This is a genomic window from Pseudomonas sp. QL9, assembly GCF_041409665.1.
GTDB lineage: Bacteria > Pseudomonadota > Gammaproteobacteria > Pseudomonadales > Pseudomonadaceae > Pseudomonas > Pseudomonas knackmussii.
Genome location: NZ_CP166971.1, coordinates 2,482,382 through 2,495,780 on the forward strand (window position 1 = coordinate 2,482,382; position 13,399 = coordinate 2,495,780).

12 protein-coding genes are annotated in these 13,399 nt (G+C 65.8%); 6 read left to right on the forward strand and 6 right to left on the reverse strand.

Features of this window, described 5'->3' with window-relative positions; translation table 11 throughout:
- Window positions 1–117: 117 nt before the first annotated feature.
- Window positions 118–915 carry a carbon-nitrogen hydrolase family protein gene (locus tag ACA097_RS11780; RefSeq protein WP_371370215.1) on the reverse strand — a complete coding sequence of 266 codons (798 nt, stop codon included), beginning with the start codon at window positions 913–915 and terminating at the stop codon, window positions 118–120.
- A 167-nt stretch (window positions 916–1,082) separates the two neighbouring features.
- Between ACA097_RS11780 and ACA097_RS11785 the strand changes: the two genes are divergently transcribed.
- The 3 genes from ACA097_RS11785 (at window position 1,083) to ACA097_RS11795 (ending at window position 4,198) form a co-directional block, all read left to right on the forward strand.
- The gene (locus ACA097_RS11785) at window positions 1,083–1,997 is read left to right on the forward strand and encodes a LysR family transcriptional regulator (protein WP_371370216.1); all 915 of its coding nucleotides are present in this window, start codon (window positions 1,083–1,085) and stop codon (window positions 1,995–1,997) included.
- A 261-nt stretch (window positions 1,998–2,258) separates the two neighbouring features.
- Window positions 2,259–3,290: a DUF5924 family protein gene (locus ACA097_RS11790; RefSeq protein WP_043248210.1), complete on the forward strand. Its 1,032-nt coding sequence runs from the start codon at window positions 2,259–2,261 to the stop codon at window positions 3,288–3,290.
- 71 nt (window positions 3,291–3,361) lie between these two features.
- Window positions 3,362–4,198 carry an acyl-CoA thioesterase gene (locus tag ACA097_RS11795; protein ID WP_371370217.1) on the forward strand — a complete coding sequence of 279 codons (837 nt, stop codon included), beginning with the start codon at window positions 3,362–3,364 and terminating at the stop codon, window positions 4,196–4,198.
- A gap of 68 nt (window positions 4,199–4,266) precedes the next feature.
- Here the strand turns inward: ACA097_RS11795 and ACA097_RS11800 are convergent, their stop codons facing one another.
- The 3 genes from ACA097_RS11800 to ACA097_RS11810 all read right to left on the reverse strand — a co-directional run bounded on the left by ACA097_RS11800 (window position 4,267) and on the right by ACA097_RS11810 (window position 7,981).
- Window positions 4,267–4,605: a zinc ribbon domain-containing protein YjdM gene (locus tag ACA097_RS11800; RefSeq protein WP_371370218.1), complete on the reverse strand. Its 339-nt coding sequence runs from the start codon at window positions 4,603–4,605 to the stop codon at window positions 4,267–4,269.
- A 135-nt stretch (window positions 4,606–4,740) separates the two neighbouring features.
- Complete coding sequence (gene oadA / locus ACA097_RS11805) at window positions 4,741–6,549, reverse strand: sodium-extruding oxaloacetate decarboxylase subunit alpha (protein ID WP_371370219.1); 1,809 nt, start codon at window positions 6,547–6,549, stop codon at window positions 4,741–4,743.
- 16 nt (window positions 6,550–6,565) lie between these two features.
- On the reverse strand, window positions 6,566–7,981 hold the full coding sequence (locus ACA097_RS11810; protein WP_371370220.1) for an acetyl-CoA carboxylase biotin carboxylase subunit: 1,416 nt from the start codon (window positions 7,979–7,981) through the stop codon (window positions 6,566–6,568).
- Between the two features lie 239 nt (window positions 7,982–8,220).
- On the opposite strand from ACA097_RS11810, the gene ACA097_RS11815 reads away from it, so the two are divergent.
- Window positions 8,221–9,156 carry a LysR family transcriptional regulator gene (locus ACA097_RS11815; protein ID WP_371370509.1) on the forward strand — a complete coding sequence of 312 codons (936 nt, stop codon included), beginning with the start codon at window positions 8,221–8,223 and terminating at the stop codon, window positions 9,154–9,156.
- On the opposite strand, the gene ACA097_RS11820 is transcribed toward ACA097_RS11815, so the two are convergent.
- Both ACA097_RS11820 and hexR read right to left on the reverse strand, forming a co-directional pair.
- A complete protein-coding gene (locus ACA097_RS11820) occupies window positions 9,110–9,322 on the reverse strand; it encodes a PA3496 family putative envelope integrity protein (RefSeq protein WP_043248200.1) in 213 nt (70 codons plus the stop codon). The two genes, ACA097_RS11815 and ACA097_RS11820, sit on opposite strands and share 47 nt — an antisense overlap.
- A gap of 112 nt (window positions 9,323–9,434) precedes the next feature.
- A complete protein-coding gene (gene hexR, locus ACA097_RS11825; RefSeq protein WP_043248198.1) occupies window positions 9,435–10,319 on the reverse strand; it encodes a transcriptional regulator HexR in 885 nt (294 codons plus the stop codon).
- 107 nt (window positions 10,320–10,426) lie between these two features.
- On the opposite strand from hexR, the gene zwf reads away from it, so the two are divergent.
- Window positions 10,427–11,893: a glucose-6-phosphate dehydrogenase gene (gene zwf, locus ACA097_RS11830; RefSeq protein ID WP_371370221.1), complete on the forward strand. Its 1,467-nt coding sequence runs from the start codon at window positions 10,427–10,429 to the stop codon at window positions 11,891–11,893.
- A 126-nt stretch (window positions 11,894–12,019) separates the two neighbouring features.
- On the forward strand, window positions 12,020–13,375 hold the full coding sequence (gene yegQ / locus ACA097_RS11835; RefSeq protein WP_371370222.1) for a tRNA 5-hydroxyuridine modification protein YegQ: 1,356 nt from the start codon (window positions 12,020–12,022) through the stop codon (window positions 13,373–13,375).
- Window positions 13,376–13,399 lie beyond the last annotated feature (24 nt).

The following is a 13,399-nucleotide window of genomic DNA, read 5'->3' on the forward strand; positions in this document are numbered from 1 at the left end:
AGATGGTCGCCCAAGCCCCGGCCCAGGAAAATTATTAAATTTGTCTTCGGGGTATATGAAAAAGCTGGTCAGACGCGCCCTGAAAAGGAGCGCCCGCCCGCTTGCAGTGCGGCACCCTCAGGCCTCGACCAGCGCGCCGTAGAGCGCCGGACGGCGGCCCGGCAGGTAGGGGAATCGCTCGGCCAGCTTGCCGCGCAGGGCCGGGTCGAGGCACACCAGAAGCAGGCTCTCGGCTCCGTTGGCGAAGGCCAGGGCCTGGCCGTCCGGGCCGACCGCCCGCGAGCCGCCGAGGAACTCCAGGCCGCGCTCCTCGCCGCAACGGTCGCAGTAGGCGACGAATATCTGGTTTTCCACTGCGCGCGCCGGCACCACCGACTGGGCCACGACGGCGTACTCGGGTGTCAACGCAGTCGGCACCAGAAGCAGATCGACGCCACTCAGCACCAGGCTGCGCACCGCCTCGGGGTATTCCAGCTCGACGCCCAGCAGCAGGCCGATGCTCCAGGCGCCCAGGCGCACGGGCGGCGGCAGGCTGTCGCCGGGGCTGAACAGCTCCTGCTCGGCGGCGAACAGGTGGGTCTTGCGGTAATTCGCCAGGCGCCGCCCTTCGCCATCGATCAGTTGCACGCTGAGGTAAGGCCGGCCGCCTTCGGGATGCCGCTCGGCGTAGCCGTAGCACACCGTCACGCGATGCCGGCGCGCCAGCTCGGCAATGCCCTGCGCCGAGGGGCCATCGGCGGGCTCGGCCAGGTCGGCGAGCTGATCCGCCACGTTGTAGCCGCACAGCCAGAGCTCCGGGCACAGCAGCAGTTCGCCGCCGATACGCGCCACTTCGGCCAGCCGTGCCTCGAGCGCTGCCAGGTTGGCGGCCGGGTCGGCGGGATGGCCTTGGGTTTGCCAGATAGCCAGTTGCATGCTGCTGCTCCTTGTCCTGTCGAGCGGGGAATGTGCAGGGAGTATGCCGGCGGCCTGGCGCGGCCCTGGCCATGAAAAATGTCGTCCCTGTCGATGAAAATCCTCGCCTCGCGCCGCGCGCGAAGCGGTATCGTGGCGCGATACAACGAGAAACACCGAGGTTGGCTGTGGCTTCCTACACCTTGCGGCAATTGAAGTATTTCGTGACCACCGTGGAATGCGGCAGCGTGGCCGAGGCCTCGCGCAAGCTCTACATCGCCCAGCCGTCGATCTCGACGGCGATCAAGGGCCTGGAAGAGAGCTTCGGCGTGCAGCTGTTCATTCGCCACCACGCCCAGGGCGTGTCCCTGACCCCCGCCGGCGCGCGCTTCTACCGCAAGGCCCAGGAACTGCTGCGCATGGCCCACGAGTTCGAGCAGAACGCCCTGGCCGACAACGACGTGGTCGCCGGGCAGATCGACCTCGGCTGCTTCGAGACGGTGGCGCCGCTGTACCTGCCACGGCTGATCGCCGGCTTCCGCGAGCGCTACCCGGGCGTGGAAATCCGCATCCGCGACGGCGAGCAGCAAGAGCTGGTGCAAGGCCTGACCGCCGGGCGCTTCGACCTCGCCTTCCTCTACCGCCACGACCTCGACGGCACCATCGAGACCGAGCCGCTGATGCCGGCGCAACGCCCCTACGCGCTGCTCCCGGCCGACCACCGCTTCGCCCAGCAGGCCCAGGTGTCGCTGCGCGACCTGGTGCTGGAGCCGATGATCCTGCTCGACGTGCAGCCCAGCCGGACCTACTTCGTGAGCATCTTCGAGGAGCTCGGCCTGACCCCGAACATCGCCTTCAGCTCGCCCTCCATCGAGATGGTGCGCGGCATGGTCGGCCAGGGTTTCGGCTTCTCGGTGCTGGTCACCCGCCCACACTCCGAGTGCACCTACGACGGCAAGAAGGTGGTGGCGGTGAACATCGCCGAGGACGTCAGCGCCTCCGGTCTGGTAGCCGCCTGGCTCAAGCGCGCGCAGCTGACCAAGCCGGCGCAGCTGTTCGTCGAGTACGCGCGCAGCGAACTGGGCGGCAAAGCGCCGGACTGAACGTAGGAGCGAGGGGGACGCCTAGTTCTTGCTCGCGAACCGCCCGGCATGAGCGCCGCGCCTGTAGGGCGAATAACCCCGTGGGGGTTATCCGCCGTTTTCCTGCCGATCGTCGGCGCATAACCGCGAACGCGGTTATGCGCCCTACGGGTGGATCGGCGCGATATCCCAAAGCCCCTACCCTCCGTCCTTCCCCGCTGCACGCCGCGCGGCGCAAGGAGTACAATCGCCGCCCTTCTCGTTTTCTGCTTCGCACCCGTCATGCTGGCCGCCTGGAAAAACCGCGTGCAGCGCGTGATCGCGCTGGTCCTCTCGCTCCTCGAACGCTACCCCCATGTGGTCGCGCTGTTCGGCTTCTGCTCGGGGCTGTTCAGCTTCATGATGGTCGACCGCCATCGCGCCGGCTTCGCCCGGGCCATGGCCATCGTCATGCTGGTCAGCTGGCTCTGGCTGATGCTGGAGAACCTGCTCACCGAGCGGGTGAGGAAGCGCTTCGGCTGGTCAGTGCCGCCGGGCCTGCTGCGCTACGCGACCCAGCTGATCCACCAGGAAAGCCTGTTCTTCGTCCTGCCTTTCTTCTTCGTCACCACCACCTGGAACAGCGGCCAGGCGGTGTTCACTGGCGCCCTGGCGATCGCCGGGCTGATCTCCATCACCGACCCGGTCTACTACAAGTGGCTGGCCGGGCGGCGCTGGACCTTCCTCGGCTACCACACCCTGACACTGTTCGCCGTGCTGCTCACGGCGCTGCCGATCATCCTCCAGCTGAGCACCCCCGAGAGCTACAAATGGGCCCTGGGCATCGCCGTGGCGCTGTCCTTCCCGAGCCTGGTGGTGTCGGTGGGCATCCACAAATGGTGGCGCTGGGTGGCCCTTCTCGGCCTGACGCTGTGCATCGGCGCCGCCGGCTGGTTCGGTCGCGCCTGGGTGCCGCCCTCGACCCTGTGGATGACCGAGATGGCGCTCACCGAGCAGTTCGACAACAGCCAGCGCACCCCGGGCGACAGCCTGGAGCAGATCAGCGTCGCGCAGATTCGCAGCCAGGGGCTCTACGCCTATACCGCGATCAGCGCGCCGCGCGGGCTGGACGAGCGCATCTACCACGTCTGGCGGCAGAACGGTAAGGAAGTCGACCGCATCGCCCTGGACATCCACGGCGGCCGCGAGGCCGGCTACCGCGCCTGGACCCACAAGCAGAACTTCCCCGGCGACCCCAGCGGGCGCTGGCAGGTGCAGGTGGTCACCGAGGTCGGCCAGGTGATCGGCACACTGCGTTTCGAGGTCACGCCCTGACCCGTCGGTTCGCTTGACCACAGCCCGGGCCGTCCCCTAAAAGACCGGGACACCCGAGCCGAGACGACGCCATGACCGACGCCCTGCACCCCTTCGACCGCGCCCTGGCCCTGGAGGCCGACGCGCAGTATCCCGACCTGTTCCACGGTGCCACCAGCGCCGACTACTGGAACATGGTCGGGCCATTCGGCGGCATCACTGCAGCCGTCATGCTGCAGGCCGTGTTGCGCCATCCGCAGCTGCTCGGCAGCCCGCTGTCGCTGACCGTCAACTTCGCTACGGCCATCGAAGCCGGGGCCTTCAGCATCGAAGCGACGCCGGTGCGCACCAATCGCTCCACCCAGCACTGGATGCTGCAGCTGAGCCAGACCGACGCCAACGGCGAACGCCAGGTGACCTCCACCGGCACCGCCGTCACTGCCCTGCGCCGCGAGACCTGGAGCAATGTCGACCTGCAACATCCCAGCGCGCCTGCGCCAGCCGAGTGCGAGCCGATGAACACCAGCGGCAAGGGGGTGGCCTGGGTCGGCCAATACGAAATGCGCGCAATCAGCGGCGCATTCCCGACGAAATGGGACGGCAGCGGCGAGCACAGCCGCACCCAGCTCTGGCTGCGCGATGCCGGCCAGCGCCCGCTCGACTTCCCGTCCCTGGCGGCGATGAGCGACATCTTCTACCCGCGCGTCTGGCTACGCCGCGCCACACCCGTGCCGGCCGGCACCGTGTCGATCACCACCTATTTCCATACCGATGCCGAGCAACTGGCCGAGGTCGGCGACGGCTACCTGCTCGGCGAAGCGCGCGGCCAGGCCTTCCGCAATGGTTATTTCGACCAGAGCGCCGAGCTGTGGAGCGAAGCCGGCGAGTTGCTCGCCACCAGCAACCAGATCGTCTACTACAAGCAGTGACGCGGCCCGCGCCGTGAAACGAAAAAAGCCCGGCACTTGGCCGGGCTTTTTCATGGTTCGGGGAAGGCTCAGACCTTCTTCACGAACTCCGACTTCAGCTTCATCGCGCCGATACCGTCGATCTTGCAGTCGATGTCGTGGTCGCCGTCGACCAGGCGGATGTTCTTCACCTTGGTGCCGACCTTGACCACCAGGGACGAGCCCTTGACCTTGAGGTCCTTGATGACCGTCACGGTGTCGCCGTCCTGCAGCAGGTTGCCGACGGAGTCCTTGATCACCTTGGCGTCGCTATCGCCTTCGGCGGCATCGGCCGACCACTCGTGGGCGCACTCGGGGCAGACCAGCAACGCGCCGTCCTCGTAGGTGAATTCGGATTGGCATTTCGGGCAGGGCGGCAGCTGGCTCACGGCGTTCTCTCGCATGGGGTGATTCAAAGACCGCGGATTATATAAGGTCTTTGCCTGTTTTTGGCGCCGCCATAAAAAAGGGGGAGCATCGTGCTCCCCCCGGTGACTGAACCTAGAGACCCGTCTGTCCGTCGGTCAGCCTTCAATCTCGATCAGCACTTCGCCCGGGTTGACGCGGTCACCCTTGGCTACGTGGATCGCCTTCACGGTACCGGCGATACCCGCCTGCACCTCGGTTTCCATCTTCATGGCTTCGGTGATCAGCACGGCCTGGCCGGCTTTCACGCTGTCACCCTCTTTCACCAGCACATCGACGATGTTGCCCGGCATGGTAGTGGTGACGTGGCCCGGTGCGCTGGCCTGGCGGCGCTTGCTGCTGTCGCCGGCGACGTACTCGTTGAGCGGCTCGAACACCACTTCTTCAGGCATGCCGTCGATGGACAGGTAGAAGTGGCGCTTGTTGTCGCCCTTCACTCCGACGCCAGTGATGTCGATGCGGTAGGTCTCGCCGTGGACGTCGACCACGAACTCGGTTGGCACGCCCTCGCCACCCGCGGCGGCCACGCCATTGCCGCTGGGGATCGGCAGCAGCGCTTCCGGCTTCAGGGTGCCGGCTGCACGCTCTTCGAGGAATTTGCGGCCGATGTCCGGGAACATCGCGTAGGTCAGCACATCCTCTTCGGACTGCGCCAGGCTGCCGATCTCGCCGCGCAGCTTGTCCAGCTCGGGTTTGAGCAGGTCGGCCGGACGTACGTCGATGACTTCCTCGTTGCCGATGGCCTGGCGACGCAGGTCTTCGTTGATGGTGCCGGCAGCCTTGCCGTAGCGGCCCTGCAGGTACAGCTTCACCTCGTTGGTGATGGTCTTGTAGCGCTCGCCGGCCAGCACGTTGAAGAACGCCTGGGTGCCGACGATCTGCGAGGTCGGGGTGACCAGGGGCGGGTAGCCGAGGTCGGCACGTACGCGCGGAATCTCTTCCAGCACTTCGTTCATGCGGTGGAGAGCGCCCTGCTCCTTCAGCTGGTTGGCCAGGTTGGAGATCATGCCGCCCGGCACCTGGTTGACCTGCACGCGGGTATCGACGCCGGTGAAGTCGCTCTCGAACTGGTGGTACTTCTTGCGCACGGCATAGAAGTAGACGCCGATTTCCTGCAGCAGCTCCAGGTCAAGGCCGGTGTCGTAGGGCGTGCCGCGCAGCGCGGCGACCATCGACTCGGTGCCCGGGTGGCTGGTGCCCCAGGCCATGCTGGAGATGGCGGTGTCGATGTTGTCGGCGCCGTTCTCGATGGCCTTCAACTGGCACATGCTGGCGACGCCGGCGGTGTCGTGGGAGTGCACGAATACCGGCAGGCTTTGCTCGCTCTTCAGCGCCTTGACCAGCTCGCCGGTGGCGTAGGGGGTCAGCAGGCCGGCCATGTCCTTGATGGCGATGGAATCCACGCCCATGGCCGCCATCGCCTTGGCCTGGTTCACGAAGGCATCGATGGTGTGCACCGGGCTGGTGGTGTAGCAGAGGGTGCCCTGGGCATGCTTGCCGGCAGCCTTCACCGCCTCGATGGAAACGCGCAGGTTACGCACGTCGTTCATCGCGTCGAAGATGCGGAACACGTCGATGCCGTTGACCGCGGCCTTGGCCACGAACGCGCGCACCACGTCGTCGCTGTAGTGGCGGTAGCCAAGCAGGTTCTGCCCGCGCAGGAGCATCTGCAGGCGAGTGTTCGGCAGCGCGGCCTTGAGTTTGCGCAGGCGCTCCCACGGGTCTTCCTTGAGGAAGCGCACGCAGGCGTCGAAGGTGGCGCCACCCCAGACTTCCAGCGACCAGTAGCCGACGCGATCGAGCTTGTCGCAGATCGGCAGCATGTCCTCGGTGCGCATGCGGGTGGCCAGCAGCGACTGGTGGGCGTCGCGCAGGATGGTATCGGTGACTGTGACTTTCTTGCTCATGTTCTGAATCCTTCCCCTACAGGCCGGCGTGGGCGGCAATGGCAGTGGCGATGGCGATGGCCAGGTGCGACGGGTTGCGCTTGATCGAGTACTGGGTCAGTTCCGGATGGCTTTCGACGAAGCTGGTGTTGAACTGGGCGGAGCGGAATTCCGGGTTGCGCAGGATTTCCTGGTAGTACGGCGCGGTCGTCCGCACACCCTGTACGCGCATGTCGTCCAGCGCGCGCAGGCCGCGATCGAGCGCCTCTTCCCAGGTCAGTGCCCAGACGATCAGCTTCAGGCACATGGAGTCGTAGTAGGGCGGAATGGTGTAGCCGGTGTAGATCGCCGTGTCGGTACGCACGCCGGGGCCACCGGGCGCGTAGTAGCGGGTGATCTTGCCGAACGAGGGCAGGAAGTTGTTCTTCGGGTCCTCGGCGTTGATCCGGAACTGCAGGGCGAAGCCGCGGTGGATGATGTCCTCCTGCTTCACCGACAGTTCCAGCCCGGAAGCGATGCGGATCTGCTCGCGGACGATGTCGATGCCGGTGATTTCCTCGGTGATGGTGTGCTCCACCTGCACGCGAGTGTTCATCTCCATGAAGTACACCTCGCCATCGGCGAGCAGGAACTCCACGGTACCGGCGTTCTCGTAGCCCACGGCCTTGGCCGCGCGTACGGCGAGGTCGCCGATGTAGGCGCGCTGCTCGGGGGTGAGCTGCGGGCTCGGGGCGATCTCGATGAGTTTCTGGTTGCGGCGCTGGATCGAGCAGTCGCGCTCGAACAGGTGCACGGTGTTGCCGAAGGAGTCGGCGAGGATCTGCGCCTCGATGTGCTTCGGATTGACGATGCACTTCTCGAGGAAGACTTCCGCGCTGCCAAAGGCCTTGGTGGCCTCGGAGATCACGCGGGGGAAAGCCTGCTCCAGCTCGTCGCGGCTGTTGCAGCGGCGAATGCCGCGGCCGCCGCCGCCGGAAGTAGCCTTGAGCATCACCGGGTAGCCGATGCGCTCGGCTTCGCGCAGGGCTTCGGCGAGGTCGGCGACGTTGCCTTCGGTGCCCGGGGTGCAGGGCACGCCTGCAGCCATCATGCTGCGGCGGGCTTCGGTCTTGTCGCCCATGCGGCGGATCACTTCGGCGGACGGGCCGATGAACTTGATCCCGCGCTCGGTGCAGATTTCCGCCAGCTCGGCGTTTTCCGAGAGGAAACCGTAGCCCGGGTGAAGGGCGTCACAGCCGGTTTCCACCGCCAGGTTCACCAGGGCACGCGGGTTCAGGTAACCGGCCAGCGGGTCCTCGCCGATGCTGTGGGCTTCGTCGGCGCGCTTCACGTGCAGGGCGTGACGGTCGGCTTCGGAGTAGATGGCCACCGAACGGATGCCCATCTCGGCGCAAGCACGCACGATGCGGACAGCGATCTCTCCCCGGTTGGCGATCAGGATTTTCTTGATCACTTCGGCTTTCCCTCGGCCCGGGCCTTATGGACCCCGGCGCAAAAACCAATCGGCAATCCGTCGCGGCTTGGATTCCGCGTCGGTTGGTCGCATGCCGGAGCCTGGCTTCCGGCGTGTTTTTACCCTACGCGGGAAGGAGAATTAACCAAAATCAATATTTATTGGGATAGCCATAACTTTTGACTTATATTCAGTCAGAACTATCCTTCGGGGAGCTGCTGGAAATGCGTAAGTCGTTGATGCGCATGACACTTCGTCAGATGCAGGTGTTTCGTGCAGTGTGCGAAAGCCGTTCCTACAGTCGCGCTGCCGAGGAAATGGCGCTGACCCAACCGGCGGTCAGCCTGCAGATTCGCCAGCTGGAAGAGCTGGTCGGCCAGCCGCTGTTCGAATACATCGGCAAGAAGCTCTACCAGACGGACGCCGCCGACGCCCTGCTGCGCGCCAGCAACGACATCTTCCAGCGCCTGGAAGTGCTCGACATGCAGCTTTCCGACCTCAAGGGCTCGCTGCAGGGCCAGCTGCGCCTGGCGGTGGAGTCCAGCGCCAAGTACATCACCCCGCACCTGTTCGCCGCCTTCCAGTCGCAGCACCCGGACGTCAGCCTGCACCTGACGGTGGTCAACCGCGCGCAGGTGATCAAGCGCCTCTCGGACAACCGCGACGACCTGGTGATCATGTCCCTGGTGCCGCAGGACATGGCGCTGGAATTCCTGCCCTTCCTGAACAACCCGATAGTCGCGGTAGCGCCGCCGGACCACCCGCTGTGCAGCGCCGCCAAGCTGTCGCTGAAGGACCTGGAGCCCTGGCCGCTGCTGGTTCGCGAGCCTGGCTCGGGAACCCGCAAGGCCTGCGAGGAACACTTCCAGCAGAAGCGCGCGCACTTCCCGCACACGCTGGAATTCGCTTCGTTGGAAGGCTCCCGCGAAGGGGTTCTGGCCGGCCTTGGCCTGGCGCTGCTGCCGCGCCATGCGGTGAGCCGCGAAATCCGCTCCGGGCTGCTGCGCGAGCTGCCCGTGGAAGAGCTGCCGCTGTACCGCAGCTGGTGTCTGGTGCACGCACGCGGCAAACGCCTGAGCCCGGTGGCTCAGGCGTTCGTCGGCTTCATTCGGGAAGAGCGCGCGCTGATCAGCCAGCTGGCCGAGCGCTTCTCGCCGAACCCTTCGCCGACTTGAGGTAGTTCACGGCGATCAGGTCGGGATAATCGGAAAATTCGCGATCAAGTCGCTGCGATTCGAGGCGCTCTTCGATCGCGCGGCGGAACTGCATGCGGCGCTGATCCTCGAGCTTGCGACGGGTCTTGCTATCCAGGAGCTGGGTATCGTCGATATGGCGTTGCATCTCGCATCTCCCAAAGCCGAAGGGCTGGAGACGCCAGCATGGTGCCAGTGCATGACAGTTCGAGGACGCGGCAGTGAACAGCCGGTGACGCCGACCAGCGGTCGGCGCCGGATCAGGACGCCTCTTCCGGGCGCTCCTCGTGGCTCTTCACGACCTTGGGCGACAGCCGCAGGCTACGCAGGCTGCGCTTGACGCTCTTGAGGTGGTTGACCAGGTCCGGACCGCGCGCCATGGCCACGCCCATCGCCAGCACGTCGATCACCACCAGGTGGGCGATGCGCGAGGTCAGCGGGGTGTAGATGTCGGTGTCTTCGTGGACATCGACCGCCAGGTTGACGGTGGCGAGGTCGGCCAGCGGAGTCTGGCTCGGGCACAGGGTGATCAGCGTGGCACCCGCCTCGCGAACCAGGTTGGCGGTCACCAGCAGGTCCTTGGAGCGGCCGGACTGCGAGATGCAGATGGCCACGTCGGACGGCTTGAGGGTCACCGCCGACATCGCCTGCATATGCGGGTCGGAATAGGCCGCTGCCGAGAGCAGCAGGCGGAAGAACTTGTGCTGGGCATCCGCAGCCACCGCACCGGAAGCACCGAAGCCGTAGAACTCCACGCGCTGCGCATGGGCGATGGCGGCGATGGCGCGCTCCAGGGCGTGGGTGTCGAGCTTCTCGCGCACTTCCATCAACGAGTGCAGCGTGGTGTCGAAGATCTTCAGGCTGAAGTCGGTGACCGAGTCGTTCTCGTTGATCGCGAACTGCCCGAAGCTGGCGCCGGCGGCCAGGCTCTGCGCGAGCTTCAGCTTGAGGTCCTGGAAGCCCGAGCAGCCGATGGCGCGGCAGAAGCGCACGATGGTCGGCTCGCTGACGCCGACGCCGTGGGCGAGGTCCGCCATGGAGCTGTGCATGACAGAGGCAGGGTCCTGCATCACGTGATCGGCGACCTTGAGTTCCGACTTGCGAAGCAGATGACGCGACTGGGCAATGTGCTGCAACAGGTTCACTGGGCTGGACTCGGCTATGATCGGCGGCTGGGATGTAGTAAGCCTGTAGTTATACTACAAATCAGGCGGTCACGCCCAGGCAATAAGTGGCGGAGCAGTTCCCGAAGATGTCTGAAAAATCTGATTTTCCCCTATCGTGCGACATCCTGGTCTTCGGCGGCACGGGCGATCTCGCCCTGCACAAGCTGCTGCCGGCGCTCTATCACCTGCATCGCGAAAATCGCCTGCCGGCCGACACCCGCATCCTCGCCCTGGCCCGCAGTGCGCGGACTCCGGTGCAGTATCTGGCTTTGGCCGAGCGGCATTGCCGGGCACAGGTGGCGCGCGCCGAGTTCGACGCCGCCGACTGGCAGAGCTTCGCCGCGCGCCTCGACTACCTCGCCATGGATGCCTCGCAGAGCGCCGATTTCGGCCGCCTGCGCCAGCGCCTGAAGCACAGCGCCGAGCGCGTCCTGGTGCACTACCTGGCCACCGCGCCGGACCTGTTCGCGCCCATCGCGCAGCACCTCAAGCTCGCCGGTTTGGCCGGCCCGCAGGCGCGCATCGTGCTGGAGAAACCGCTGGGCCATTCGCTGGAATCCGCGCAGGCGATCAACCAGGCGATAGGCGCGGTCTTTGACGAGTCGCGGGTATTTCGCATCGACCACTACCTGGGCAAGGAGACGGTGCAGAACCTGCTCGCCCTGCGTTTCGCCAATACCCTCTTCGAACCGCTGTGGCGCAGCGCCTACATCGACCACGTGCAGATCAGCGTCAACGAGACGCTCGGCGTGGAGAACCGTGGCGCCTACTACGACCACGCCGGGGCAATGCGCGACATGGTGCAGAACCACCTGCTGCAGCTGCTCTGCCTGCTGACCATGGAAGTGCCGGTGCATTTCGACGCCGAGTCGGTGCGCGACGAGAAGCTGAAGATTCTCCACGCGCTGCGACCGATCGCCGGGCAAGACGTGCAGGACCGCACCGTGCGCGGCCAATACGGCGCCGGGCACATCGGCGGGCAGGAAGTACCGGCCTACTGGTTCGAGAAGCAGGTGGACAACGACAGCGACACCGAAACCTTCGTCGCCCTGCGCGCCGACATCGACAACTGGCGCTGGTCCGGCGTGCCCTTCTACCTGCGCACCGGCAAGCGCATGGCGAAGAAGCGCTCGGAGATCGTCATCCAGTTCAAGCCGGTGCCCCACGACCTGATCGGCGACGGCACAGGCCCCGCCAACCGCCTGTGGATAAGGCTGCAGCCGGAAGAACGCATCAGCCTGCAATTGATGGCCAAGACTCCCGGCCGGGGCATGCAACTGGAACCGGTGGAGCTCGATCTCAACCTCGCCCAGGCCAGCCGTGGCAAGCGCCGCTGGGACGCCTACGAGCGCCTGCTGCTGGACGTGATCGAGGGCGATTCGACCCTGTTCATGCGGCGCGACGAAGTGGAGGCAGCCTGGCGCTGGGTCGACCCGATCATCGCCGGCTGGCAGGAGCACTACCAGCGCCCGCGCAACTACCCCGCCGGCAGCGACGGCCCGGAGCAGGCGCAGATGCTGCTGGAGCTGCAGGGTCGCCGCTGGCTGGAGTAATCGCGTCCGTCACCTGCAAAGAGCCGGTCGTTCTGCGGCATTCCACCGCAACATTGATCCGGCTCAGCACCCGCCCGCAGCAGCGCCGCTAGAGTGCGGCACTTTATCCACAAGTGCCGCGCCATCATGCTCCAAGCCCCCGAACTGCTCTCCCCCGCCGGCTCGCTGAAAGCCATGCGCCACGCCTTCGCCTACGGCGCCGACGCCGTCTATGCCGGGCAACCGCGCTACAGCCTGCGGGTGCGCAACAACGAATTCGACCTGGCCAACCTCGCCATCGGCATCGCCGAAGCCCACGCCCTGGGCAAGCGCTTCTACCTGGTGGTGAACATCGCCCCGCACAACGCCAAGCTGAAGACCTTCCTGGCAGACCTGGAGCCGGTGCTCGCACTCGGGCCAGACGCACTGATCATGTCCGATCCCGGCATGATCATGCTGGTTCGCCAACATTTCCCCACCGCCAACATCCACCTCTCGGTACAGGCCAACGCCGTCAACTGGGCCAGCGTGGCCTTCTGGCGCGACCAGGGCCTGAGCCGCGTGATCCTCTCCCGCGAGCTGTCGCTGGAGGAGATCGGCGAGATCCGCGAGAAGGTCCCGGACATGGAGCTGGAAGTCTTCGTCCACGGCGCGCTGTGCATGGCCTACTCCGGGCGCTGCCTGCTCTCCGGCTACATCAACCGCCGCGACCCCAACCAGGGCACCTGCACCAATGCCTGCCGCTGGGAATACCAGGCGCACCCGGCAAACGAGGACGAACTCGGCCAACTGGTGCGCGAACCGACCCTGGGCCAGGGCGCGCCCACCAACGAGGTGTTCCTGCTGGAAGAAGGAAACCGTCCCGGCGAGCTGATGGCCGCATTCGAGGACGAGCACGGCACCTACATCATGAATTCCAAGGACCTGCGTGCGATCCAGCATGTGCAGCGGCTGGCGGAGATGGGCGTGCATTCGCTGAAGATCGAAGGTCGCACCAAGTCGCACTTCTATGTAGCGCGGACTGCGCAGGCCTATCGCCGGGCCATCGACGATGCCGTGGCTGGTCGCCCCTTCGACCGCGGCCTGATGAGCGAGCTGGAGTCCCTCGCCCACCGGGGCTACACCGAAGGCTTCCTGCGTCGCCACGTGCACGACGAGTACCAGAACTACCAGCACGGCAGCTCGCGCTCCGAGCGCCAGCAGTTCGTCGGCGAGTTCAGTGGCCAGCGGCGCGGTGACCTGGCCGAAGTGCGCGTGAAGAACCGCTTCGCGGTCGGCGACAGCGTCGAGCTGATGACCCCGTCCGGCAATCACACACTGCGCCTGCAGCGCCTGGAGAACACTCGAGGCGAGGCCATCGAGGTGGCGCCGGGCGACGGCCATGTGGTCTACCTGCCGCTGCCTGCCGAACTGGACCTGAGCTACGCACTATTGATGCGCGACCTGCACGAACCTCAGGCTAAAAAGGCATGCAGCGGCTCCTGCGGGAAATGCGGCGGCTGAATGCTTTGGCTTTTGTAGGAGCGA

Coding starts and splice junctions, on each gene's coding strand:
- ACA097_RS11780 (WP_371370215.1), bottom strand. CDS start 915: ATGCAACTGGCTATCTGGCAAACCCAAGGCCATCCCGCCGACCCGGCC.
- ACA097_RS11790 (WP_043248210.1), top strand. CDS start 2,259: ATGCTGGCCGCCTGGAAAAACCGCGTGCAGCGCGTGATCGCGCTGGTC.
- ACA097_RS11795 (WP_371370217.1), top strand. CDS start 3,362: ATGACCGACGCCCTGCACCCCTTCGACCGCGCCCTGGCCCTGGAGGCC.
- oadA (WP_371370219.1), bottom strand. CDS start 6,549: ATGAGCAAGAAAGTCACAGTCACCGATACCATCCTGCGCGACGCCCAC.
- ACA097_RS11815 (WP_371370509.1), top strand. CDS start 8,221: ATGCGCATGACACTTCGTCAGATGCAGGTGTTTCGTGCAGTGTGCGAA.
- ACA097_RS11820 (WP_043248200.1), bottom strand. CDS start 9,322: ATGCAACGCCATATCGACGATACCCAGCTCCTGGATAGCAAGACCCGT.
- zwf (WP_371370221.1), top strand. CDS start 10,427: ATGTCTGAAAAATCTGATTTTCCCCTATCGTGCGACATCCTGGTCTTC.
- yegQ (WP_371370222.1), top strand. CDS start 12,020: ATGCTCCAAGCCCCCGAACTGCTCTCCCCCGCCGGCTCGCTGAAAGCC.